The organism is uncultured Tissierella sp. (genome assembly GCF_902479755.1).
In the GTDB taxonomy this organism is placed as follows: domain Bacteria; phylum Bacillota; class Clostridia; order Tissierellales; family Tissierellaceae; genus Tissierella; species Tissierella carlieri.
Genome location: NZ_CABSQO010000005.1, coordinates 17,894 through 41,944 on the forward strand (window position 1 = coordinate 17,894; position 24,051 = coordinate 41,944).

The 24,051-nt window shown below is 29.6% G+C and carries 25 protein-coding genes; 4 read left to right on the forward strand and 21 right to left on the reverse strand.

From position 1 onward, the window contains the following. The 3 genes from miaA to RDK80_RS04000 all read left to right on the forward strand — a co-directional run bounded on the left by miaA (position 1) and on the right by RDK80_RS04000 (position 2,703). Complete coding sequence (gene miaA / locus RDK80_RS03990; RefSeq protein ID WP_308523545.1) at positions 1–954, forward strand: tRNA (adenosine(37)-N6)-dimethylallyltransferase MiaA; 954 nt, start codon at positions 1–3, stop codon at positions 952–954. Between the two features lie 13 nt (positions 955–967). Then, entirely contained in the window at positions 968–1,189 is a 222-nt protein-coding gene (gene hfq / locus RDK80_RS03995) for an RNA chaperone Hfq (protein ID WP_094900145.1), read from the forward strand. Positions 1,190–1,398: 209 nt separating this feature from the next. Further along, positions 1,399–2,703: a methionine gamma-lyase family protein gene (locus tag RDK80_RS04000; RefSeq protein ID WP_308523546.1), complete on the forward strand. Its 1,305-nt coding sequence runs from the start codon at positions 1,399–1,401 to the stop codon at positions 2,701–2,703. A 29-nt stretch (positions 2,704–2,732) separates the two neighbouring features. Here the strand turns inward: RDK80_RS04000 and lexA are convergent, their stop codons facing one another. Beyond that, positions 2,733–3,350: a transcriptional repressor LexA gene (gene lexA / locus RDK80_RS04005; RefSeq protein ID WP_308523547.1), complete on the reverse strand. Its 618-nt coding sequence runs from the start codon at positions 3,348–3,350 to the stop codon at positions 2,733–2,735. 181 nt (positions 3,351–3,531) lie between these two features. Between lexA and RDK80_RS04010 the strand changes: the two genes are divergently transcribed. Continuing rightward, the gene (locus RDK80_RS04010) at positions 3,532–3,840 is read left to right on the forward strand and encodes a LysM peptidoglycan-binding domain-containing protein (protein WP_308523548.1); all 309 of its coding nucleotides are present in this window, start codon (positions 3,532–3,534) and stop codon (positions 3,838–3,840) included. A 74-nt stretch (positions 3,841–3,914) separates the two neighbouring features. On the opposite strand, the gene RDK80_RS04015 is transcribed toward RDK80_RS04010, so the two are convergent. From RDK80_RS04015 to RDK80_RS04110, 20 genes are all read right to left on the reverse strand, one after another. Beyond that, on the reverse strand, positions 3,915–4,889 hold the full coding sequence (locus RDK80_RS04015) for a tyrosine recombinase XerC (protein WP_094900141.1): 975 nt from the start codon (positions 4,887–4,889) through the stop codon (positions 3,915–3,917). Between the two features lie 643 nt (positions 4,890–5,532). Further along, complete coding sequence (locus RDK80_RS04020) at positions 5,533–6,726, reverse strand: pyridoxal phosphate-dependent aminotransferase (RefSeq protein ID WP_308523549.1); 1,194 nt, start codon at positions 6,724–6,726, stop codon at positions 5,533–5,535. A 40-nt stretch (positions 6,727–6,766) separates the two neighbouring features. After that, positions 6,767–7,150: a PadR family transcriptional regulator gene (locus RDK80_RS04025; protein ID WP_094900139.1), complete on the reverse strand. Its 384-nt coding sequence runs from the start codon at positions 7,148–7,150 to the stop codon at positions 6,767–6,769. Continuing rightward, entirely contained in the window at positions 7,151–7,966 is an 816-nt protein-coding gene (locus RDK80_RS04030; RefSeq protein ID WP_308523550.1) for a PHP domain-containing protein, read from the reverse strand. It abuts the gene before it with no gap. A gap of 119 nt (positions 7,967–8,085) precedes the next feature. Further along, positions 8,086–8,346 (reverse strand): stage V sporulation protein S, encoded by a 261-nt coding sequence (locus RDK80_RS04035; protein ID WP_094900137.1) that lies wholly within the window; start codon positions 8,344–8,346, stop codon positions 8,086–8,088. Between the two features lie 76 nt (positions 8,347–8,422). Then, on the reverse strand, positions 8,423–10,024 hold the full coding sequence (rny, locus tag RDK80_RS04040; RefSeq protein ID WP_308523551.1) for a ribonuclease Y: 1,602 nt from the start codon (positions 10,022–10,024) through the stop codon (positions 8,423–8,425). Positions 10,025–10,117: 93 nt separating this feature from the next. Next, on the reverse strand, positions 10,118–10,771 hold the full coding sequence (locus RDK80_RS04045; RefSeq protein WP_308523552.1) for an ATPase: 654 nt from the start codon (positions 10,769–10,771) through the stop codon (positions 10,118–10,120). 4 nt (positions 10,772–10,775) lie between these two features. Further along, positions 10,776–11,024, reverse strand: coding sequence for a hypothetical protein (locus RDK80_RS04050; protein ID WP_094900134.1), 249 nt, complete (start codon positions 11,022–11,024; stop codon positions 10,776–10,778). Positions 11,025–11,036: 12 nt separating this feature from the next. After that, positions 11,037–12,479 carry an AAA family ATPase gene (locus tag RDK80_RS04055; RefSeq protein WP_308523553.1) on the reverse strand — a complete coding sequence of 481 codons (1,443 nt, stop codon included), beginning with the start codon at positions 12,477–12,479 and terminating at the stop codon, positions 11,037–11,039. 1 nt (position 12,480) lies between these two features. Continuing rightward, on the reverse strand, positions 12,481–13,479 hold the full coding sequence (locus RDK80_RS04060) for a metallophosphoesterase (protein ID WP_308523554.1): 999 nt from the start codon (positions 13,477–13,479) through the stop codon (positions 12,481–12,483). 41 nt (positions 13,480–13,520) lie between these two features. Continuing rightward, the gene (gene recA, locus RDK80_RS04065; RefSeq protein ID WP_308523555.1) at positions 13,521–14,564 is read right to left on the reverse strand and encodes a recombinase RecA; all 1,044 of its coding nucleotides are present in this window, start codon (positions 14,562–14,564) and stop codon (positions 13,521–13,523) included. An 88-nt stretch (positions 14,565–14,652) separates the two neighbouring features. Continuing rightward, positions 14,653–15,882, reverse strand: a complete 1,230-nt coding sequence (locus RDK80_RS04070; protein WP_308523556.1) for a competence/damage-inducible protein A — start codon at positions 15,880–15,882, stop codon at positions 14,653–14,655. A 14-nt stretch (positions 15,883–15,896) separates the two neighbouring features. Next, positions 15,897–16,442 (reverse strand): CDP-diacylglycerol--glycerol-3-phosphate 3-phosphatidyltransferase, encoded by a 546-nt coding sequence (gene pgsA, locus RDK80_RS04075; RefSeq protein ID WP_308523557.1) that lies wholly within the window; start codon positions 16,440–16,442, stop codon positions 15,897–15,899. Next, the gene (gene rimO / locus RDK80_RS04080) at positions 16,442–17,767 is read right to left on the reverse strand and encodes a 30S ribosomal protein S12 methylthiotransferase RimO (RefSeq protein WP_308523558.1); all 1,326 of its coding nucleotides are present in this window, start codon (positions 17,765–17,767) and stop codon (positions 16,442–16,444) included. The genes pgsA and rimO overlap by 1 nt, the downstream gene beginning before the upstream one ends. An 11-nt stretch (positions 17,768–17,778) precedes the next feature. Next, on the reverse strand, positions 17,779–19,911 hold the full coding sequence (locus tag RDK80_RS04085; protein WP_374041664.1) for a DNA translocase FtsK: 2,133 nt from the start codon (positions 19,909–19,911) through the stop codon (positions 17,779–17,781). Positions 19,912–20,128: 217 nt separating this feature from the next. After that, positions 20,129–20,821 carry an ATP-dependent Clp protease proteolytic subunit gene (locus RDK80_RS04090; RefSeq protein WP_308523560.1) on the reverse strand — a complete coding sequence of 231 codons (693 nt, stop codon included), beginning with the start codon at positions 20,819–20,821 and terminating at the stop codon, positions 20,129–20,131. A 258-nt stretch (positions 20,822–21,079) separates the two neighbouring features. Continuing rightward, positions 21,080–21,319 carry a YlmC/YmxH family sporulation protein gene (locus RDK80_RS04095; RefSeq protein ID WP_094900126.1) on the reverse strand — a complete coding sequence of 80 codons (240 nt, stop codon included), beginning with the start codon at positions 21,317–21,319 and terminating at the stop codon, positions 21,080–21,082. An 87-nt stretch (positions 21,320–21,406) separates the two neighbouring features. Beyond that, a complete protein-coding gene (gene dut, locus RDK80_RS04100) occupies positions 21,407–21,838 on the reverse strand; it encodes a dUTP diphosphatase (protein WP_094900125.1) in 432 nt (143 codons plus the stop codon). Between the two features lie 15 nt (positions 21,839–21,853). Further along, complete coding sequence (locus RDK80_RS04105; protein WP_308523561.1) at positions 21,854–23,125, reverse strand: pitrilysin family protein; 1,272 nt, start codon at positions 23,123–23,125, stop codon at positions 21,854–21,856. Between the two features lie 138 nt (positions 23,126–23,263). Further along, on the reverse strand, positions 23,264–23,980 hold the full coding sequence (locus RDK80_RS04110) for a polysaccharide deacetylase family protein (protein WP_308523562.1): 717 nt from the start codon (positions 23,978–23,980) through the stop codon (positions 23,264–23,266). Positions 23,981–24,051: the final 71 nt, after the last annotated feature.

A 24,051-nucleotide genomic window follows, 5' to 3' on the forward strand; every position in this document is an offset into this window, starting at 1 on the left:
ATGAAGAATAAAGATAATTTATTTATTTTAATAGGACCAACAGCTATTGGAAAGACTGCTTTATCTATTGAATTAGCAAAGAAAATGAATGGAGAAATCATCTCAGCTGATTCTATGCAAATATATAAATATATGGATATAGGATCAGCTAAGATTACTAAAGAAGAGATGGATGATATTCCTCATCATTTAATAGATATAGTATTACCCAATGAAGATTTCACCGTAGCAAACTTTAAAGATAATGCAATTAAGTTGATTAGAGATATAAATAGTAGAAATAAGATTCCTATTGTTGCAGGTGGAACAGGATTATATATTAATTCACTAGTGTATAGTCTAAACTTCACTCAAGTGGCACCAAATGATGAGATTAGGAATAAACTTGAATCTCTAGGAGATAAATATGGAAATGAATATTTACATCAAGAACTACAGAGAATAGATGTGAAAAGCGCTGAGAAAATAAGTGTTAATGATAGAAAAAGAATAATCAGGGCAATAGAAATATTTGAAATAACAGGTAAGCTAATGTCTGAGTATAATGAGAATTTTAGAAAGCCAGTAGAAGATTATAATTTAGTAATGATTGGATTAAATATGGATAGGAAGGAATTATATGATAGAATAAATCTTAGAGTAGATATAATGATTGAAGAAGGACTTATGGAGGAAGTAAAAAAACTTTTATCGATGGGTTATAGTAAGGAACTTGTATCTATGCAAGGTATTGGATATAAAGAAATTATCATGTACTTAGAAGGCAATATTTCATTGGCCAAATCTATAGAAATGATTAAACAGGGTACAAGAAATTATGCTAAAAGACAATTGACATGGTTTAGAAGAGATAATAGAATTAAATGGGTGAATGTAGATGAATTTTTTACCCTTGATGATTTAACTCAATATATAATTGACTATTCTAAAGATAAGATTATAATTAATAAATAAGGGAGGGATATAGGTGAAGCAAAATATAAACTTACAAGATGTATTTTTAAACAAGGCTCGTAAAGATGGAATAGGAATAACAATATTCTTAGTTAATGGTTATCAAATAAAAGGTCAAGTAAAAGGATTTGATAATTACACTATAATTTTGGAAAGTGAAGAGAAACAACAATTAATATATAAACATGCTATTTCAACAATAATACCTATGAAGCAGATAGACTTAGATAACTAATTTTTTATAATCCATAGGAAAGCTCTCTTTTTTACCAGTTTTTTGATTGGAATTTTTCCGTATATGGATTTCAAAAAAGGCTTCCTTAATATATTAGATATATTAAGGTCCCATATGAGGCCTCTTTTATTTAAATATTTTTAGTTTTGCAAATGTCTCTGAATTTATCAGGGGCTTTTGTATTTTATAAAATAGAAAGGTGAAATAAGATGAACGAGTTAACCATAAATAGATTATGTAAACAATTTGATTTGGATAAAGAAATTATTGAATTTATTAATAAAAAAGAAAAGTTAATTTTAAATAAGTTTAATAAAATTGATGAGATTAAGGAATATAATCAATATAAGGTTATAAATGCAATGCAAGAATGCAGATTATCATCTACAGACTTTAACTGGACAACTGGATATGGATATGGAGATATTGGAAGAGATAAAGTAGAGCAAATATATGCCAATGTATTTAATACGGAGGATGCTCTAGTTAGGCCTGCTATTGCTTCAGGGACCCATGCTCTTACCTTAACACTCTCTGGTCTTTTAAGACCTGGTAATGAGCTTATAGCCATAACAGGGTCTCCTTATGATACTCTTCAAAAGGTGATAGGAGTTAAAGGCGATATGTCTGGTACTTTAATGGAATATGGAGTTAAATATAAAGAAATTCCTCTAAAAGGGAATACTATAGACATTGAAGAAGTGATAAAAAATATATCTCCGGATACTAAGATACTTATGATTCAAAGGTCTACTGGATATAGTGATAGAAGAGCATTAACAATTGAAGAAATTGAAATTGCAATTAAAAGTATTAGGGAGCATAACAAAAATGTGATTATTATGGTTGATAACTGTTATGGAGAATTTCTTGAATTTAGAGAGCCAACGGAGGTAGGAGCTGATATTATGGCAGGCTCTTTGATAAAGAATCCAGGAGGAGGAATTGCCTTATCAGGAGGATATATTGTAGGTAAATCTAGTTTAGTAGAACAAGTGGCTAATAGACTAACAGCTCCAGGACTTGGAAAAGAATGTGGACTTACATTCGGTACTACAAGATCTACATTGCAAGGACTTTTTTTAGCTCCTCATATAGTATCGGAGGCGGTTAAAGGGGCATTATTGGTAGCAGCTGTATATAAGGAATTAGGATTCAATGTGGTTCCTGATGTTGATGATTTAAGGTCTGACATAATTCAAGGAGTACAGTTAAATAGTCCTGAGAGGGTTATTGAGTTCTGTAGAGGGATTCAAGCTGCTTCTGTGGTAGATTCATATGTTGTCCCTGAAGCTTGGGATATGCCTGGATACGAAGATAAAGTTATTATGGCAGCGGGAGGTTTTATAGAAGGATCATCTATTGAACTTAGTGCTGATGGACCAATAAGGGAGCCTTATTTTGCATATTATCAAGGTGGTTTAACATATGAACACTGCAAGCTAGGCACCATGAAATCCTTAAATAATTTATATAGAGGAAATTTAATTGATAAGACTAAGGTATTAGAATAGAAAATAGCAGGATATTAATCCTGCTATTTTTAAATCCTTCTAAACAATCCAATAACTTTTCCTAAAATAGATACATCCTTAGTATATATAGGCTCCATAAATTGATTTTCAGGCTGTAATCTTATTTTATCTTTTTCTTTAAAAAATCTCTTAACTGTAGCTTCGTCTTCCAGCAAAGCTACTACAATGTCGCCATTTAGTGCAGCTTTCTGCTCTCTTACTAAAACTAGATCTCCATCTAGGATTCCTGCATCAATCATACTTTCGCCTTGAATTTTGAGCATAAATACATCATGTCCTTCCACCAATTCCAATGGTATGGGATAAGTATCTTCGATATTTTCTACGGCTAAGATTGGAGTGCCAGCAGTTACCTTTCCTAAAATAGGTATATCGACAGTTTTTTTAGAAGTCAGTAAAAAATCATCATTTTTATCAAGTATTTCGATAGCTCTTGGCTTCGTAGGATCCTTTCTAATATAACCTTTGGCTTCAAGTTTTTCTAAATGACTATGAACCGTTGAAGTAGACTTTAGATTAACACCTTTGCAAATATCTCTAACAGCTGGTGGGTAACCTTGCCTTTGAACCTCTGATTTTATATATAATAAAATTTCAATTTGTTTCTGAGTTAAGTCTTCGTACATAAAATACACCCCTCATTCATATAATTAATAATAATACTGATTTTTTATTTATTATATCATATAAGTAAAAATATTTCAAACAAAGGTTCGATTTTTTTGGAAAAAACTGTTGACAAGGAACCTATGTTTGTGTAGAATGTATTTAGAACGGTCGTTCAGAACTAATGTGCGAGGTGCTGTTATGAAGAAGAGGTATAAGATAGTTAACAGAAGAAGATTTTACTTTTTTATTACATCTGTATTTGCAGTTATATCAATCCTATTATTTACTTTGCTATTAAATAATAAAGCTCATAGTTCGGTATATAGAGTTAACTATAGGGAGATTGAGGTAGTGGAAGGGGATACACTATGGAATATTGCTTTAAACTATCTTCCGGAAAAAACAGATATAAGGAAGATGATATATGATATTAAAGAATTTAATGAAATGGATAATTCATACATATATCCTGGAGATATGATAAAAATTCCAATTACAAATAAATGATGAGTTGACATAAAAATAATATGTTAATTTACTTAAAATAAATGACTTGATAAAAAAGAATTGAGAATATATTCTCAATTCTTTTTATTAGTCCTAGTAGATAATGGATTGCTTTTTACTGCATCTCTTAGCCTTTCGTTATCGATATGAGTATATATTTGGGTTGTAGATACTGATTCATGTCCTAAAATCTCTTGTAGGGCTCTAATATCTACATTGCCATATTTATACATCAATGTAGCTGCTGTATGTCTTAGCTTATGGGTAGAATATATAGAAGTATCTAATCCGGCTTTTTCCAAATATCTATCAATCATATGCTGTATAGCTCGATTGCTCATTCTATTTTTTCTTTTACTTATAAACATAGCTTTTTCATCTATTGGATTTTTAGGTCTAACTTTTAAATATTCTTCTATGGCCGATATGCAAGCATCATTTAAGAAAATGGTTCTTTCCTTGTTTCCTTTTCCGATAATAGATAAAGTATCACTGTCTTTAATTTTATCAATATCCATGCTAGATAATTCTGATAGTCGTAGGCCACAATTTAAAAATAGCATAATTATTGCATAATCTCTTTTTCGATATTCCTCATTATTGTTTTCTAACACTATATTTAATAGTAGTTCCGATTGTTCTAAAGTAAGATAAGCAGGATGCCTATTATCTCTTTTTGGAAACTCTAAAGCTTCAGCAGGATTTTTCTCTATTACGTTTATTATGGAATAGAGATAATCAAAGAAAGATCTAAGGGATGCAACCTTTCTAGATTTGGTAAAGTTCTTATTATCTCGTTTTTTGTCTGCGTATGAGATATAGGCGTGTAGATCTTGAATGCTTAGTTTTTTAATTAAATCTAGCTCGACATCCGAGATGTTAATTTCGTCAAATGGTTGATCATGGTCAACAAGTTTATATCTCAATTTGATAAATCTAAAAAATGTTCTCAAGTCAAAAAAATATTCTTTTACAGTATTAGGGGAAGCCCCTTTAATGGTTTCCATATAATTTAAGTAATCTTCTAGGATTAACGGTATATCTTTCATTATCTCCCTCTTTTCGCACTATATTAGTCACAAAATAACTATTTTGTGACTAATAATATTTTACACCAAAATTATCCAAAAATCAATTTAAATAACCTTTTAAATAATATAATTATTTTTCTACAAATAATATAATTTTGAAGCAAATATTTATATATCTCTATCCCTGAATATATAAATATAAAATAAACTATATATTAATCTGCTTTTTATCTAAAAATAAGCTGTTCAATTAAATTCAGAATGGTAAAACATATAGTTCAAAGCTAAAGGCTGCTAATGAGGTTGTATAACTGATTTCGATTAAAGCTAACACAAATACATTAGTTGTGCTTTTTAAAGAGCTTAAAAGCGATTCTACGAGGTCGAAAATTCAAGTTGTATAAAAAATTTATTTAAATATGTAAACTTGAGCTTGATATTCATTATCCTGCTAAAATTATTTTGTTTGTTAGTATGCATCCATGACTGTGAGTATATTACGATGATCGATTTGTTGCATGGGCGATTTAAAAAGTTTTATAGCATCGAATCAAGTATACATAATTTAATTATGTATACTTGATTCGATAAGTTGAAGAGAAAATAAAAAAGTTAACATAAATACATTATGTTAACTTTTTCTCTTCTATTAAATTTATTTTTATTCCTCTACTATCTGTTTAATTCTTTCTAATCCATTTTTTATGTTTTCCATAGATGTTGCATAAGATAATCTTACATATTTATCATCTCCGAAAGCAATTCCTGGAACTACTGCTACCTTACCTTCATCAAGTAGTAGATTGGCAAAATCCATAGAGGAGTTTATAGCATGTCCTTTAATAGTCTTACCTAATAACTGTGTAAAATTAACCATTATATAAAAAGCACCCTGAGGTTTTCTACAGCTTAATCCTTTAATTGAATTGATTGTATCAGCCATGTAGTTTCTTCTTTCTACAAAATGTTTTTTCATTTCTTCTACACTGTTTTGATCTCCTGTAAGACCTACTACACTGGCATATTGAGATATTGAACAAGGATTAGATGTTGCATGACTTTGAATATTGCTCATTACTTTAATTATTTCTTCATGAGCAGCTGCATATCCAATTCTCCATCCAGTCATGGCATGGGATTTTGACATACCATTTATAAGTATTGTTAATCTCTTTATGTCTTCATTAAAAGAAGCAATACAAACATGTTTATTATCATCATATATCAATTTTTCATATATTTCATCAGAGATAACGAAGATGTTATTTTTAACAGCCCATTCAGCTATTGCTCTTAGCTCTTCTTCAGTATAAATGGAACCTGTTGGATTACTAGGGCTATTTAATATAATTGCTTTAGTTTTATCAGTTAAAACTTTATTCAAATCATCTACATTGAATTTAAAATCATTTTCTTCCTTTGTTTCTATATAAACAGGAACTCCATCAGCTAATCTTACTAACTCTGGATAGCTTACCCAATATGGAGTAGCAAATATAACTTCATCTCCAGGATTTAATATTGCCATTAAAGCATTATGTATAGAATGCTTTGCGCCACTGGATATTATAATATTACTTGGTTTATATTCTAGACCATTATCTATTTTAAATTTCTCACATACGGCTTTTTTTAATTCAACTATTCCAGAAGCTGGAGTATACCTAGTTAAACCTTCTTTTATTGCTCTAATACCTTCTTGTTGAATATTTTCTGGTGTGTTAAAATCTGGTTCGCCAGCCCCAAAACTAATAACATCTATTCCAGAATCCTTCATAGCCTTTGCTTTTGCCGTAATCTCCAATGTAATTGAAGGGGCAATCCTTAACCCTTTTGCTGATAGATTAAAGTTCATAAATAATCATACCTCCACAATAGTATTTTGTTTTATATAATTATATTTTTTCTCCATATATATCTTTTAACACATTTTTAACAATAAGTAAAGAATCTTCGAAGGAAGTTTTATTTTGTAACAATAATATTTTGTAATGTTTTATTCCTTCGTCAGTTATTCTATACCTTCTTATTGATCTTTTGTCGGGTTCATCCCACCATCCTTCAATATATCCTTCTGATTCTAATTCTCTAAGAAGAGGATATATCATTCCAGGGCTTGGTTCCCATCTATTACTCATCCTACTCTTTATTTCATCTTTTATTTTATTACCATAATAAGATTTCTCATTTAGTAGATGTAATATATAAAGTTTTACAAAAGAAGTTGTACTTATTTTTGTAGGAAATTGTCTCTGCCTTTCTCCTTTATAAATAGTCATTTATATCCTCTCCTTAAACTCTGGAATAGTATCGATATCAACAAAATATTTACCTAATAGTAAGTCTTTATTTATTAAGTCTCCATGAAAATCTGAGCCACCTGTAACTATCAAATTATTTGACTTTGCTTTACTAATCAAAGAATTAGTATCATCTTTTGTGTGCTTTGAATGTATGCATTCTAACCCCTCTATACCTAATGAGATACAATAATCAACAATACTTTTATCTTTTAAAATACCAGGATGAGCTAAAATTGCAATTCCACCAATGGTTTTTATCAAAGATATAGTTTCGCCAATAGTTATTTTATACCTTTCAATATATGCTGGTTTACCCCTATCTAAGTATTTAGAAAACGCTTCCGAAATATCAGATACATAACCTCTTTTAATTAGTGCTCTTGCTATATGAGGCCTACCAATATATTTTTCACCTGAAAACTTTTTAACTTCTTCTATCGTAAGATCTAATCCTAGTTGATTAAGTTTGCTCACCATTTCCATTCCTCTAGTTAATCTAGATTGTTTTAATTCATTAGTTATTTTAATAAGATTTGGATCTTTGTAATCTATGAAATATCCTAGTATATGTACTTCTTCATTGTTAAATACGCAGCTAAATTCAATGCCTGGTATAACTCTAAAATTATCATAGCTATTACTGGATTGAATAGCTGTTTCTATTCCAGTTATAGTATCATGATCAGTGATTGCTACTCCATCTAAACCTTGTTCAATAGCTAGATCAATTACTTTTTCTGGAGAAAATAGTCCATCTGAATGATTTGTATGTACATGTAAATCAAAGATCATAAAATCCTCCCTCCTTATAATATAATGAATTAGTATTTGCAATATCTGAATAAGATTATACAAATATTTTCATGTATAGATTATAAAAAACCTGCCAGCACGGCAGGTTTTTTATAATATTATCTTGGTTCAATAATTAGCTTTATAGCTGTCCTTTCTTCACCATCTATTATTATATCTGTGAAGGCTGGTATACAAATAAGATCGATTCCACTTGGAGCAACAAATCCTCTTGCGATTGCTACTGCTTTTACGGCTTGATTTAAAGCACCTGCTCCTATTGCTTGAATTTCAGCAGCACCTTTTTCCCTTAAGACTCCTGCTAATGCCCCTGCAACAGAATTTGGACTTGATTTTGCTGATACTTTTAATACATCCATTAAAATAGCCCCCTCTAACTAAATTTTTTAAATATATCTTTTTATATTATTTAATTACCGTTTATTTAAAAAATTATTATTTGGCGTATTCAATAGCCCTAGTTTCTCGGATTACATTTACCTTTATCTGACCCGGATAATCCAATTCAGCTTCAATTCTTTTTACGATATCTCTAGCTGTATGGATTATATGATTTTCTGAAATTTCATCAGGTTTTACTAAGATTCTAATTTCACGCCCTGCTTGAATTGCATAAGATCTTTCTACTCCATCAAAAGAATTTGCTATCTCCTCAAGTTTTTGTAATCTCTTTATATAAGCTTCAAGTGTTTCCCTTCTAGCACCTGGTCTTGCAGCAGATATAGCATCAGCTGCTTGTACTAGAACAGCTTCGACAGTTTGTGGTTCACAATCACCATGATGAGCAGCAATACCATGTAATACTTCTTTAGATTCTTTATATCTTCTAGCTAAGTCTACTCCAATATCAACATGAGGACCTTCCACTTCATGATCCACAGCTTTTCCTAAGTCGTGTAGTAAACCTGCTCTTTTTGCTATTTTTACATCAGCTCCTAGTTCTGCAGCCATTATACCTGCAAGATGTGCTACTTCAACAGAATGCTTTAATACATTTTGTCCGTAGCTTGTTCTATACTTTAATCTACCTAGAAGCTTAATTAATTCTGGATGAATTCCATGAACACCTGCATCAAAAGCAGCTTGTTCACCTTCTTCGCGAATAATATTGTCTACTTCTTTTTTGGCTTTCTCCACCATTTCTTCGATTCGAGCAGGATGTATTCTGCCATCTACTATAAGTTTTTCTAAGGCAATTCTAGCAACTTCTCTTCTTACGGGATCAAATCCTGACAGAACTACTGCTTCAGGAGTATCATCAATAATTAAATCTATTCCAGTTAAGGTTTCGAGAGTTCTAATATTTCTTCCCTCTCTTCCAATAATTCTACCCTTCATTTCATCATTTGGAAGAGCCACAACTGTAACTGTAGTTTCAGCTACGTGATCAGCTGCACATTTTTGTATTGCTGTAGATATTATTTCTCTAGCTTTTTTATCAGCTTCTTCTTTAGCTCTATTTTCCATTTCCTTAATCATAATAGCAGATTCATGAACTATTTCTTTTCTAATTTCATCTAATAATAATTCCTTTGCTTCTTCGGATGTTAAGCCAGAAAGTCTTTCTAACTCTAATACTTGATTTTTATAAATGTCATCTATCAGAGCTTCCTTATCTTCAACTTCTTTAAGTTTTTTAGCTAATAGTTCTTCTTTTCTTTCGATTGCATCGCTTTTTCTATCAATACTCTCTTCTTTATTGAGAATTCGTCTTTCAAGTTTTTGAAGTTCGTTTCTTCGTTCACGATTCTCTCTTTCTGCTTCATTTCTAAGCTTATGGATCTCTTCTTTTACTTCTAATAAAAGCTCTTTTTTGCGAGCTTCTCCATCTTTTTCAGCATCTTCAATGATTTTTTTAGCTAACTCTTCAGCATTATTTATCTTACCTTCTCCAATAGTCTTTCTTATAAAATAACCAATGAGAATTCCAATAATTGCTCCTAGAATTGCAATTAAAGCTTCAATAACTAAACACCTCCAATTGTATAAAATTTTCAAGTTCCATACTGCATTTTCATTTTCATTAAATATAAGCATATGATACAAGCTTAAAAAATTGAAATAATAAACTGTATAGAATATACATATAATTCAATTCTATTACTTTTACTAGATAATGTCAAGATGTAATTAGGATGTAATCCTTGTTACAGTACTTTCAGACCCTTTTATATCCACTCTATAAGCATTACTACCTATAGCAGCTAAATGATGATTGTGAGTTACCATTATTATTTGTCTGTTAAACAATTCAGAGGTTTGCTTAAGAAAATCGGCAACATTAAAGATAAATTCATCACTAACATGCTTTGCGGGCTCATCTAGAATTAGAGGACCTTGGATTTTTGGCTTATGAATTTGCAAAAATGCAATTCTCAAAGCCAAAGAAACTATATCGACTACACCCCCACCTCTAGATAACTCAGGCTTAGTCTTAACCAATATATCTTCAATCTTATTAATTACATAGAATTCGGCATTTGATTTCCCTCTTTGTTCTTCAATCTCAATTAGAAATTCAATATCCGATTCAAATATAAATTGTAAACATTTAGTAACTAAAGATTCAATTTGACTTTTAGCTTGTTCTCTTGCAAATTCAGAAGTTTTTTGAAACAATATATTTACTTTAGATAGCAAATCAAGTTCATATTCAATATTTTGAAGAGCATCTTTTTGCACTTCCAATTGTTCTTTAATTTTGTCTCGCTTTCCTGATTCTCTTGCAAGATACTCCTTTGATTTAATTAAATAATTATCTAACTCTTGTAGTTCTGTTATCATCTCATCACTTCTTTTCTAATAGATCTTTAGGTAATAATTCATTAGCTTCTTTAAACAATCTATCTATATCTAGTGTTAACTTATTGATTTCACTTTCTAATTCATCAGGCTTTATGCCAAGACTTGCTAATTCTCTAATTATTTCTTCCTCTTGCTGATTTAATTGTTCTAATCTTGCCTCAGCTTTATACTTTAAATTTTTAGCTTTTTCTAGATTTTCTTTCAAGCTATTAAGTTCTTTTTCATAGTCCATAAAATATACCTCCTAATTATAATGGCTTATAATATGATTAATTTTATCATTGTCAATTATACTAAAACATAAAGGACAAATTTCTTGTTTCAATAATAGTTCTTTATAATATAATAGCTGCTTATCTACTTCATCTTTGTACCTTTGTAGTAATATATTCAATTTTTTAATTTCATCTTTATTGGAATTATAGGAAACATGTAAGTTCTTTAATTGGTTTAAGAGAACAATCCTCTTTTGTAAATCCATATGAATTTTAGAGATATAATCTATTTCCTGTAATTTTTCAACATACCGTATTCCAATAGCTAAGCTTTTTCTCAATGAAAGTTCTTTATCTTTTATATCAGATAACTTTTTAAGTTCAATGATACTGTTAGAAATCATGTTTATATTATTTTGTAAAATATTAAGATTACTTAAATTACTAGATATAATTTTAAGTCCATCCATTTCATATTGTATATTTCCTAGCTTTGATTTACAGTCTATAAGCTTGATTCTCAAATCATATGATGAAATCATCTTAGCGATGTTGTTTTCAACTTTATCAATACTTTTTAGTGAAGTAATAATTTTAGCATTCTCATTTTTATTTAAAGCCAATTTATTCATTGAATTAAACTGCTTATTTAGATAATTAAACTTATTAATATCTGAAGAAATAAGGTTTAAAACATTATCTACTAGATTTATACTTTCGAGTTTTTTCATATAAAAGCTTAATTCTTTTTTTTCTTGTGAAATAGTTAAAAACTTGTTTAACAAATCTTGATATTTGCATATGGTTTTATTTTTTTCTTGTATTTCATCTTTAATTTTTTCAATATAGCTAATCCTATTGGCTAGTTCGTCTAAGTAGTTATATTCGGATAATTCTTTCTCTAGTTGAAATACATTGTCTTCCGTATTTTTCTTATTATTAGATAAGTTACGGCTATCTTTTAATGATTCTCGTAATGCATCATCAATAATATTAACCCCTACAAGTCTTCCAATGGAACTTGCTCTAGTTGAAGCTCTTTCTGATAGTAAAAAAGCTCCTTCTAACTGATCGCTTAAATTAATTGCATTTGAGAGATCACTATCTAATAGTATTTTTTTTATTCCAGTTTCATCTATGATTTCTTGGGGAACAGAGGTACCAAAACCTTCAAATTTAGTTTCATTATTATTAGAATCATAAAGAAAGTAAATATTTTTACTTTTATTTCGGTATCTTTTTATTTTTGTGCCATCATTAAATATAACCGTTACACTACATTCACCAGTACCTTCTCTGATGAAATAGTCTCCTGAAGGCTCATTATAGAGTGCCCATCTAATTCCTCTAAGTATTGCAGTTTTTCCACTGTCTGATGGACCAACAATAACATTTAATTGATCATCGAATTCTATAATAGAACTCTTATGAGATTGAAAATTTTCTAAAATTACTTTTTCAATATACTTCATACTAATCACCAGTTAAGCCTTTCATTTGAATAAGAGCGATTCTCCTTAAAGCTTCTCTTTTAACTTCGTCATTTACGTTTTCTGCAGTAGATACTTCCATTAATACTTCATTTATATCCATTTTTTCAAAATCTAAAGCAGCATCTATAGTTTGCTTAAATTCAAATATTCGCTCACTCTTAAATAGATTGTTTTCAATTTCTTTTCTATCTAATACTTCTTCTCCAGGCAATGCTGTCTTTAGGGGAAGTTGTTTTATTGTAATATTATCATCTAACTCTATCAATATTACCTGAGGCGTTCTTTCAATCTCTTTTAAACTATTTGTTATTCTCACTAAGCTACCTGGGTTGATAAAATATTTTTCATCAATTTTAGTAAGCTTAAACCCTCCATGATAATGACCTGAAAGAGTAATATCTGCTAAAGTATCTTTTATGTCTTCAATTAAGGTATAAGGAATTCCTTTTATAAAGGGTCTATCCAATAACATACCATGAACTATATGTATATAGTAATTTACATTGTTATCTCTTTCTTTTAATAAATAGTAATCTAAATGATTTGGAGTATCAATATCATATACATAGGGCTGCCCTGTTAATTGCACTCTAATATTATTCTTCTCAAGAATTATTTTTTCTCCACTTTTAATTAATTTTATAACTCCTAATACATCTAGTAATCCAAGCATAGTTCTATTTATAGTATCGGGATTATGGCCATAGATATCATGATTTCCACTTATTAAATATAATGGAACAGGTATCTGGTCTAAAATCATAGCAAATTTACTGGCAACAGTTATTGATACATCTGGTCTATCAAATAAATCTCCTCCATGAAGAACAAAATCTATATTGTTTTCTTTAACTATATTAACAATTTCTATAAATTTTTGTTCAAGGGTATCTATAAATACATCCTTTCTATTCTTAGGAGTAGTTCCTCTAATATGAGTATCAGTAAAAAATAATAGCTTCAAAATATAACACCTCACAAATAGACCTCCTATTAAAGGAGGTCTATATTTCTTTATTATTATTTCTCCTCAGAATCTTTAGTTATATCCATGGAGTTAGTATTGTCTTCAATTAAACCAAATTGCGCACGAACTTTATTTTCAATTTCTAATGATACATCAGGATTTTCTTTTAGGAAATCCTTGGCATTTTCTCTACCTTGACCAAGCTTATGTTCATTATAGCTATACCAAGAACCAGATTTGTTGACAATATTAGCAGCTACACCAGAGTCTAAGATATTACCTTCCCTAGATATACCTGTACCATACATAATATCAAATTCTGCTTGTTTAAAAGGTGGTGCTAATTTATTTTTTACAACTTTAATTCTAGTTCTATTTCCAATAATTTCATCACCTTGTTTTATTGAGTCAATTCTTCTAACATCTAGTCTAATACTAGCATAGAATTTCAATGCCCTACCGCCTGTTGTTGTTTCAGGACTACCAAACATAACTCCAACTTTTTCCCTAAGCTGATTGATAAATACCACAGTTGAATTTGACTTATTAATTGTACCAGCTAGTTTTCTGAGGGCTTGAGACATAAGTCTAGCTTGAAGTCCAATATGACTATCACCCATCTCGCCTTCTATTTCTGCTTTAGGTACTAAAGCAGCTACAGAGTCAACTACAACTATATCTATCGCACCGCTTCGTACTAAAGCTTCAGCTATTTCTAAAGCTTGTTCTCCTGTATCTGGTTGAGATATAACCAAATTTTCAATATCTACGCCTAACTTTTTTGCATAAGCAGGGTCTAGAGCATGCTCTGCATCTATAAAAGCTGCAATACCTCCTAGCCTTTGAGCTTCTGCAATTATATGAAGAGATACAGTAGTCTTACCTGAAGATTCTGGACCAAATATTTCAATTATCCTACCACGTGGTACTCCACCAATTCCTAAAGCAATATCAAGATCTAAGGAGCCAGTTGGTATTACGTCGATATTTAATTTTGCATCTTCACCTAGTCGCATAATAGAACCTTTTCCAAACTGTTTTTCAATTTGACTTAAGGTTAAATCCAAAGCCTTTTTCTTCTCAATGTTATCGATCATAAGTATCCCAGTTGAACTGGAGTCACCCCTTTCAATTTGCGAACGTTAGTTCTAACTCTATATTACAATATATTTTAAATTAAGTCAATCATTTATTTAATAAAAATTTTCTCAACTCAAAAAACGCTCTTGTAGCTGTCTTATTTTGTATAGACTCCCTATTTCCATTAAAATTACATTTAATAGGTATAGATTGATCTTTAGTAGAAATACATAGATATACTAAACCAATGGGTTTTTCTTCAGTTCCTCCATCAGGTCCAGCAATTCCTGTTACAGATAACGATAAATCTAAGTTATCTCTATTAAGTAATCCATTAGCCATTTCTATGGCAGTTTCCTCACTTACTGCACCATATTTTTCTAATGTATTAGAATTCACCCCAAGTTCCTCCATTTTTGCATTATTGCTATAGGTAACAATACTTCTATCAAATACTTGAGATACACCAGGTATACGACTGAAACGACTACTTATTAAGCCGCCTGTGCAGGACTCACAAAATCCAATTTTATAATTTATTTCCTTTAATAAATTAAATACAATGGTTTCTATTGGAATATTATCAAATCCATATATATATTCATGAAATCTCTGTTCGAGTATTTTAATTACATTATTGATTTTATTCTCAATAATGTCTTTATTTTTTCCTTTACCAATTATTTTAACTTCAACTTCTCCTTCTTTTGCAAAAGTAGCAATTATAATATCTGAGTCTTTATTTATTAGGTCTTTTATTTTCATTTCTAATTGAGACTCGCCTATACCAATTATATTAACAGATTTAACTATGATATTATAATCCTCATGAATAAGAGGTATTACTTCATTGCTAAACATTAGCTCCATTTCTTTAGAAGGGCCTGGAAGCATGATTATTTTTTTATTATCTTTAGATAAAAATATGCCAGGAGCTGTACCAATGGAATTTTTTAAGAATTGGCTTCCTTCTGGTTTAAATGCTTGTTTTAAATTATTAGTGGGCATTGTCTTGTCTAATTTAGAAAATATATTTCTAATATTATCTTCAATATTTTTATCACTTATTAATTCTAATCCTAAAGTTTCAGATATAACTTCCTTTGTTAAGTCATCATCAGTAGGACCTAATCCTCCAGTGGTAATAATAATATCAGCTCTATTTAATGCTATGTTTATGATATCACTTACCCTTTGTTTATTATCATCAACTGATGTATGATAATAAGTTTCTATACCTAGTTCTAACAATTTACTTGAAATGTACTTACTATGAGTATTTAAAATACTACCCGTAGTAATTTCAGATCCTATTGTAATAATTTCTGCTATCATAGTATAATCACCTTTTATTTAATCCCCATTTTAAGGGCAGATTTATTTTTATATATATAGTCTACTCCAGATATTATTGTAAAAAACAAGGAAATATATAACATAATATTTGCAAAAGGTAAATTAATTAGGTTAAAAGGAAAATTATTAAGCAATAATGCAATTATAGCTATCAGTTGTGTAATAGTTTTTATTTTACCTAATGGGCTTGCTGCTATAGTTACACCTTCAGATGCTGCAATTACTCTAAATCCAGTAATAGTAAACTCTCTTGCAATAATCAATACTACAACCCAACCAGGAACTTTACCTAACTCAACAAGGGAGATCAAAGCAGCTGATACTAAAACTTTATCAGCCAAAGGGTCTACAAACTTTCCAAAGTTAGTAATCATATTTCTACTTCTAGCAATGTATCCATCTAAAGTATCTGTTAAGGATGCAATAATAAAAATTCCTGCTGCTACATAAGTACTATATGGTATATTGGAATATAATACAATCATGAATATTGGTACTAGAAATACTCTTAAAATGGTTATTTTGTTAGCTAGATTCATTAGATTACCTCCCCTATCAAGTCATACTCCAAATAATCTGTAATTTTAACTTCAGCAAAGCTACCTAATTCTATTTCTTCCATAGAGTTAATATAAACCACACCGTCTATTTCGGGACTATCCATGTATGCCCTGCCAATGTAGGTATGACCTTCACTATATTCTTCCACTAAAACATCAAATACTTTACCAACTTTACTCATCATTATATCCTCTGATATATCCTTCTGAGCCTCCATAATTTTATCTCTTCTGTATTCTTTTATTTCTTCTGGAACTTGATCAGGAAAGCTATAAGCAGGTGTATCTTCTTCCTTAGAATAAGTAAAGACTCCTAATCTTTCAAATCTTATATCCTTAATAAAACTTAAGAGTTCATTAAAATCATCATCAGTTTCTCCAGGAAAACCAACAATAAAGGTTGTTCTAATGACTATTTCAGGTATTTCCTTTCTCAATTTATTGATTAAAGATGTAATATCCTCTTTACTTGTTCTTCTGTTCATCTTCTTTAAAACATTATCATTTATATGTTGTAAAGGAATATCTACATATTTAACTACCTTTTGATTATTTTTTATTGAGTTAATTAGATTATCATTAAAATTGTCAGGATATAAATATAGTATCCTAATCCAAGAAATACTATCTATAGAATTCAATTCATCTAATAATTTATATAAAGAATATTCACCATATAAATCAATTCCATAATCAGAAGTATTTTGTCCAATTAAGATAACTTCTTTTACACCGTTTGCAGCTAAATATTTTACTTCTTTTATTATATCCTCTATTTGCCTACTCCTATGTTTTCCTCTTAACTTAGGAATAATACAATAGGTGCAGAAATTATCGCAACCCTCAGATATTCTTACATATTCAGTAGTATTAAAATTAATTCTTTTGATATCTTCTAGATAATCTGTATCAATATTATCTATCTTTTTAATTTTCTCAGACTTCAAATCTAGTTCTTTGACTACAGAAGATATGTCTCTAATATTTCCTGTGCCTATTATTGCATCAATATCAGGGATTTCATCCATTAGCTCCTGGGAATATCTTTGTGCTAAACAGCCGGCTAATATTAAGTATTTACAATTACCTTCATTTTTATATCTAGTCATTTCCCAAATTGTTTCTATGGATTCTTCCTTTGCTTTCTCTATAAATCCACAGGTATTAACAATAATGATATCAGCCTCATCTGATGTATCAGCTACCTCATAGTTATTGTCCTTCATTATACTTATCATTAATTCCGAATCTATTTCATTTTTTGAACATCCTAAAGTGATAATATAAACTTTTCTTGACTCCATCTTATCTCTCCTTAAAGTATTGAATCTAAATCTTCAGGTGATAATAGGACTTTTCTAGGTTTGCTCCCTTCATAGCCTCCTATTACACCTCTCTCTTCCATTTCATCTATTATTCTTGCCGCCCTTGCATAACCAATTTTCAATCTTCTTTGTAATAGTGATATTGAAGCCTGTCCTTCCCCAACCACTAGCTCTATAGCAGTGGGCAGAAGATCGTCACTATCATTGAACTGCATTTCTCTTGGACTCTCAACTATTTCAATAATATCTTCATTATAATCAGTTATATCTTGAGCCTTGAGAGAGTTAACAACAGCCTCTACCTCTTCATCGGATATAAAAGCACCTTGTAACCTAGAGGGCTTTGAATAGAAAGAAGGATAGAATAGCATATCTCCCTTTCCTAGAAGCTTCTCAGCTCCCGCCATATCTAAAATAGTTCTGGAATCTACCTGAGAAGATACAGCAAAGGATATTCTCGAAGGTATATTAGCTTTTATGGTGCCAGTTATAACATCTACAGAAGGTCTCTGAGTGGCTACGATAAGATACATTCCTGCTGCTCTGGCCATCTGAGCAAGTCTACAAATATAATCTTCTATTTCTTGAGCTGAAACCATCATTAAATCAGCTAATTCATCGATAATTATAACTATCGTAGGAAGTTCTTCTCCATTACTAGCTTTTACCTTGCTATTATAAGAATTCATATCTCTAACATTGTTTTGAGCAAAGAGCTTATACCTTTTTTCCATTTCATCGACAGCCCAATTAAGTGCAAAAGCAGCTTTTTTTGCATCAGTAACAACTGGAATTAATAAATGTGGAATACCATTATATATACTTAATTCTACCATTTTAGGATCTATCAATAGGAGCTTAACATCCTCAGGTGATGATTTATATAAAATGCTCATGATAATGGTATTAATACAAACAGATTTTCCTGAGCCGGTAGCTCCTGCTATAAGTAAATGTGGCATTTTATCTATAGTAGATACAATTACATTACCCGATACATCTTTTCCCAAAGCTAGAGGTACGGATGAATTAATATTATTATATTCTTCAGAAGTAATTAGCTCCTTAAATAATACACTACTCTTTACTTTATTTGGAACCTCAATTCCTACAGCAGCCTTTCCAGGTATAGGAGCTTCAATTCTAATGTCAGAGGATGCTAAACTTAAAGCTATATTATCTGACAAGGATACTATTCGACTTAGTTTAATACCTGGAGAAGGTTGAAGTTCATAGCAAGTAATAGTAGGACCTTTATTAATTTGAGTAATTATAGCATCTATTCCAAAGTTTTTCATGGTTTCTTCAATTATTTTAGCATTGTTTAGTATTTCCTTCTTATCGTTTATATCCTGATTAGGTGCTGGTGACTTTAGTAATGATAATGAAGGAATACTATATGTAGAAACATGGTTTTTACTTTGTTTAATTTTAATTTCAGTATCTATACTATTTATTTCTTCTTTAATCTTTATCTCCTTTGGAGAATCCTTAGCAATAGAATTTTTCGTATAGTCTAATATCTTAATATCCTCTTTATTTACTTCTTGCTTTATATCATTAGCTAAGTTATTTATCACCTTAGGTTTAACTGATTTATTAATTTCCGGTTTCGACTCCTTTTTAAATATGGAGACAATATCCTTCACTCTAATATTTGTTATTAGGAGTATATTTATTAATATAATAAGTCCTAAAATTAAATAAGAGCCTATGGAACCAAATAATTTGTAGAAGAAGAATCCAAAAAAGCTACCTATAATTCCTCCGCCTTTTCCAATTTTACTTAAAGCAATAGAATTACTAATTCTATCATAAAATGTATAATCAAAAGGATTTATTCCGTCAAGTATAATTAATATACTTAAAAGTATAAACCCCATAGATAAAATTATTTTTCCTTCTTGATGATTAAATTTATCCAAGATAAAAACCATGCCTGATCCCACTATAATTAAAGGGAAAAGGTAAGATCCAAAGCCCATAAATGAAAAAGTGGTACCTCTAATTATAGAGCCTATTATTCCCATTTTAAAACTAAATAGACTTATCATAGATAGTATACCTATTGCAACAATAATGACTCCCATAATATCCTTATTATATTTATTCTTGTCTTCCATTTTCTTTGTAGTTTTCTTTCTACTTTTATTCAATTAAGTCACCTCAAATTCTTTAACTATGTAGTACCTAAGATACCCCCCTTTAAAGTACATACTGTAGTTATTATAGCATAATTTGGAATTCTATTCTATTTATTTTTATAACTCATAGTAAAGTTCTCGATTTTAATGGAATCTTTTTTATATGAGTTTCAAAATTATATATTATAATGCTTTATTAGAGACTTTTTTTACTTTCTATGATATCATTAAGTTTTTTTAAAGCTGTGGAAAATCCGCCTACTTCATTGATTAGTTTATATTTAACGGCTTCTTCTCCTACTAATATTGTTCCTACATCATTGGCTATTTCATCTGTTGAATACATTAACTCAGTTAATATTTTATTACCTATTTCCGAAGTTCTTAGAATAAAGTTTATTATTCTTTGCTGCATTTTTTGAAAATACCTAAATGTCTGAGGTACTCCAATAACTAAACCAGTAGTTCTAATTGGGTGTATGGTCATAGTTGCAGTGGGAACAATAAAGGAATAATCAGTCGAAGTGGCTAATGGTACTCCAATGCTATGTCCCCCGCCTAAAACTAAAGATACCTTTGGTTTATCAATTGAGTTTATTAATTCAGCAAGAGCTAATCCAGCTTCTACATCTCCACCTACAGTATTTAAAATAATGAAAATTCCCTCAATTTTAGGATCTTGCTGTGCAGCTATTAACAAGGGAATAATATGCTCATACTTTGTAGCTTTTTTATCATTGGGAGAGATTGTATGTCCTTCTATTTCTCCAATAATAGATATAAATTGAATGTTATTTTTTGTCTCTGGAATATTTGCAACTCCAAGTTCTTTAATGTTCTCTAATTTTTCTTTTTCCATGCAGTCTTTGTCGTTATCTTTTTTGGTCATAATTTCCTCCTAAAATAATTGATATCTATATCATTTGCTTAAAAAAATAATAATATTCTATTCAGAAATAAATTATCGTCTAAGTCAATCCATATAAATCGTAAAACACTTCACAATGTGTTTAAATACCTATATTATATGAATTTAATAATTATAAGATTTTATATAAAAAGTAAATAAGGTTTTAAGGCATATAAAAAAAATACATATATTCTAATTTAGAATATATGTAATAAAATATATAGTGGCCATCGTTTATCAGTCTAATTCTATTATAATCATATCATAGCCTATTTTTCTAATTGTATTCCAAGGTATTTCTGTACCATTGCTTTCTAATCCTAGAAGCCTGAAACCTAATCTTTTTTCGGGAACTAATAAGGATATAATTTTACCAGTTTCTTCATCAATTAAAAAATCACTATCAGCTATTAAGCCAAGTCTCCCTCCGTTATTTAAATTTACTATTTCTTTTTGACCTAATTCGAGTAAACGCATAAGATCTCCTCCTAATTATATATATTAAATAATATTCTAGAAATTTTATTTTATGCGTTGTCATTTATGATAACATCTTATTAGATATTAATATCCTGAATGCCCAAAACCCCCTTTTCCTCTAGCAGTTTTATCTAATTCATCAGTTACTATTAAATCGGCCTTTTCATATTTAATAAATACCATCTGTGCAATCCTATCACCTTTATTGATTGTATAAGACTCTTTTCCAAGGTTAATGAGAATAACTTTAATTTCACCTCTATAGTCACTGTCTATTGTTCCTATCCCATTTGCTAATGTTATTCCATGATTTAAAGCTAAACCTGATCTTCCTCTAATTTGAGCTTCGAAGCCCTTTGGTATTGAGATAAACAAACCAGTGGGTATCAATGCTCTATCAAGTGGCTTCAACTCTATAGGCTCATCGATATTAGCCTGTAAATCTATTCCCGCTGAGCCTTCCGTTTCATATTTTGGTAATTCAAACTGAGATTTATTTATTACATTTACTTTCAAATTAATCACACTCCATTAAAATAATATATTTTTTATTTTATCTTCAATAATATTTTGATTTTCAATATCTCCAACATATGCAATATTGATTTTTTCTCTATTAAATATAATACCAATTATTTCTTTTATATTATCTATACTCACTTTATCTATTTTATTTAATATCTCATCAGGAGATTGAACCATATTAAAAATAGAAAGAGATTTTCCTATTTCATACATTCGGCTAAAAGTTCCCTCCATACCAAGAACATAACTACCTTTCAGCTGTTCTTTAGATTTATCTAACTCATCTTTTGAAATTATATTATTTCTAATATCATTCATTTCATTTTCTATATGCTTTACTGTCTTTAATAACTGAGATGGATGCAATCCAGCATATATAGTTAATATACCTATATCCTTATATGATGATGGATATGATTCCACTGCATAAGCTAATCCTAAATCTTCTCTAATTTTTTGAAATAACCTTGAACTCATACTGCCGCCAAAGATATTATTTAATACCAATAGACCTTCTACATATTCAGAAGTGACTGGCACTCCTTCCATGCCAATACAAAAATTTAATTGCTCTGTATTTTTATTAATTCCTTTCATTTTATTGGTAAAATTATAAATACTATTAATCTCATAAATCTTTTTATTTGAATTATTAAAGTTCCCAAAATGATAATTTAACATTTTAAAAACTTCCTTGGTATCAATATTACCAGCTAAAGATATTACTATATTTTCAGGCCTATAATTATTAATAAAATAATCAATAATTTTTTCTCTACTTAAATTTTTAATTGTTTCTTCTGTACCAAGGATTGGACGACCAAGGGATGTGTTTTCAAACATTATCTCATTTAGTAGATCATTAACCATATCCTCTGGAGAGTCTAAATACATATTTATTTCTTCTATTATCACTGCTTTTTCTTTTTCTATATCTGATTCTGAAAATATTGAATTAGTCAACATATCTCCTAATACGTCTATGGCAATATCTATATGATTATATAATACCTTAGCATAATAGCAGGTACTTTCCTTACTAGTAAAGGCATTTAATTGACCTCCTATGTTATCTATTGTTTCGGCTATATCTTTAGCAGTTCGTTTCTTTGTACCTTTAAATAACATATGTTCAATAAAATGTGATATCCCATTATTATGCTTGTCCTCTTTTATAGATCCATTATTGATTATAATTCCAATAGAAACAGAGTTGACATAAGGAATCTTCTCCATGACAACTCTTATACCATTATCTAGTTTGTCTATTAAATACATTATTCTCCTCCAATACTACTAGTCATTTTTTATTTCTTTATTAGGAACTTGACCTAATTGAGTTTTAAGCAGATTGCCGAAATCTTTGATTTCATGCAAGTCGTTTATTCAGTGGCCAAAAAAGCCATCTTCAATTAGTTATGGTGCTTTTTTTATTACATCACTTATTGTACCAATTTTATAGCCATTTTGGTATAGATATTTTGTTATTTCTGGCAATGCTTTAACGGTTTCCTCTGTTGGATGCATTAAAACAATTGCAGAGTTATGTGCTTTTGAAGTAACTCTTTCAATAATAACATTTTTTGTACTATCCTTTCTCCAATCTATGGTGTCTATACTCCACATTATAAGTTCATACCCTAAATCCTTTGCCGCTTTTATCGTATTATCATTATAAGCACCTGATGGGGGGGCAAAATACTTTGAATCAATATTTAGAGTTTCTTTAATTATATTATGAGCTTTCAGTATTTCTTCTTTGTTTCTATCATAAGATAACTTATCATAGTCCTTGTGGCTATAACCATGATTCCCAATTTCATGGTTATTATCATATATAGTCTTTAGTATATCCTTATTTTTTTCAGCCCATTGACCTGTTACAAAATATGTAATTTTAATATCATTATCCTTGAAAATTTGTAACATGTTTGGAATGTGCTCATTTCCCCAATCAACATTACAAGCAAATGCTATTATCTTGTCATCAATATTTCCTTGATAATATACGTCAGAATTAAAAGTTTCTTCTGATTTGTTATAAACTACTGAAATACCTAAGACTATTATAGCTAATATTAACACAATTAAAATAGTTAATAAAGTCTTTTTATTTATGACAACTAATCTCATATATATCCCTCCAATATCTTTTATATCTATATATATTCAAGGGATTGAGAAAATATCCTAAAAACAAAAAC

Coding starts and splice junctions, on each gene's coding strand:
- miaA (WP_308523545.1), top strand. CDS start 1: ATGAAGAATAAAGATAATTTATTTATTTTAATAGGACCAACAGCTATT.
- RDK80_RS04000 (WP_308523546.1), top strand. CDS start 1,399: ATGAACGAGTTAACCATAAATAGATTATGTAAACAATTTGATTTGGAT.
- lexA (WP_308523547.1), bottom strand. CDS start 3,350: ATGTACGAAGACTTAACTCAGAAACAAATTGAAATTTTATTATATATA.
- RDK80_RS04010 (WP_308523548.1), top strand. CDS start 3,532: ATGAAGAAGAGGTATAAGATAGTTAACAGAAGAAGATTTTACTTTTTT.
- RDK80_RS04015 (WP_094900141.1), bottom strand. CDS start 4,889: ATGAAAGATATACCGTTAATCCTAGAAGATTACTTAAATTATATGGAA.
- RDK80_RS04020 (WP_308523549.1), bottom strand. CDS start 6,726: ATGAACTTTAATCTATCAGCAAAAGGGTTAAGGATTGCCCCTTCAATT.
- RDK80_RS04025 (WP_094900139.1), bottom strand. CDS start 7,150: ATGACTATTTATAAAGGAGAAAGGCAGAGACAATTTCCTACAAAAATA.
- RDK80_RS04030 (WP_308523550.1), bottom strand. CDS start 7,966: ATGATCTTTGATTTACATGTACATACAAATCATTCAGATGGACTATTT.
- RDK80_RS04035 (WP_094900137.1), bottom strand. CDS start 8,346: ATGGATGTATTAAAAGTATCAGCAAAATCAAGTCCAAATTCTGTTGCA.
- rny (WP_308523551.1), bottom strand. CDS start 10,024: ATGCTTATATTTAATGAAAATGAAAATGCAGTATGGAACTTGAAAATT.
- RDK80_RS04045 (WP_308523552.1), bottom strand. CDS start 10,771: ATGATAACAGAACTACAAGAGTTAGATAATTATTTAATTAAATCAAAG.
- RDK80_RS04050 (WP_094900134.1), bottom strand. CDS start 11,024: ATGGACTATGAAAAAGAACTTAATAGCTTGAAAGAAAATCTAGAAAAA.
- RDK80_RS04055 (WP_308523553.1), bottom strand. CDS start 12,479: ATGAAGTATATTGAAAAAGTAATTTTAGAAAATTTTCAATCTCATAAG.
- recA (WP_308523555.1), bottom strand. CDS start 14,564: ATGATCGATAACATTGAGAAGAAAAAGGCTTTGGATTTAACCTTAAGT.
- RDK80_RS04070 (WP_308523556.1), bottom strand. CDS start 15,882: ATGATAGCAGAAATTATTACAATAGGATCTGAAATTACTACGGGTAGT.
- pgsA (WP_308523557.1), bottom strand. CDS start 16,442: ATGAATCTAGCTAACAAAATAACCATTTTAAGAGTATTTCTAGTACCA.
- rimO (WP_308523558.1), bottom strand. CDS start 17,767: ATGGAGTCAAGAAAAGTTTATATTATCACTTTAGGATGTTCAAAAAAT.
- RDK80_RS04085 (WP_374041664.1), bottom strand. CDS start 19,911: ATGGAAGACAAGAATAAATATAATAAGGATATTATGGGAGTCATTATT.
- RDK80_RS04090 (WP_308523560.1), bottom strand. CDS start 20,821: ATGACCAAAAAAGATAACGACAAAGACTGCATGGAAAAAGAAAAATTA.
- RDK80_RS04095 (WP_094900126.1), bottom strand. CDS start 21,319: ATGCGTTTACTCGAATTAGGTCAAAAAGAAATAGTAAATTTAAATAAC.
- RDK80_RS04105 (WP_308523561.1), bottom strand. CDS start 23,125: ATGTATTTAATAGACAAACTAGATAATGGTATAAGAGTTGTCATGGAG.
- RDK80_RS04110 (WP_308523562.1), bottom strand. CDS start 23,980: ATGAGATTAGTTGTCATAAATAAAAAGACTTTATTAACTATTTTAATT.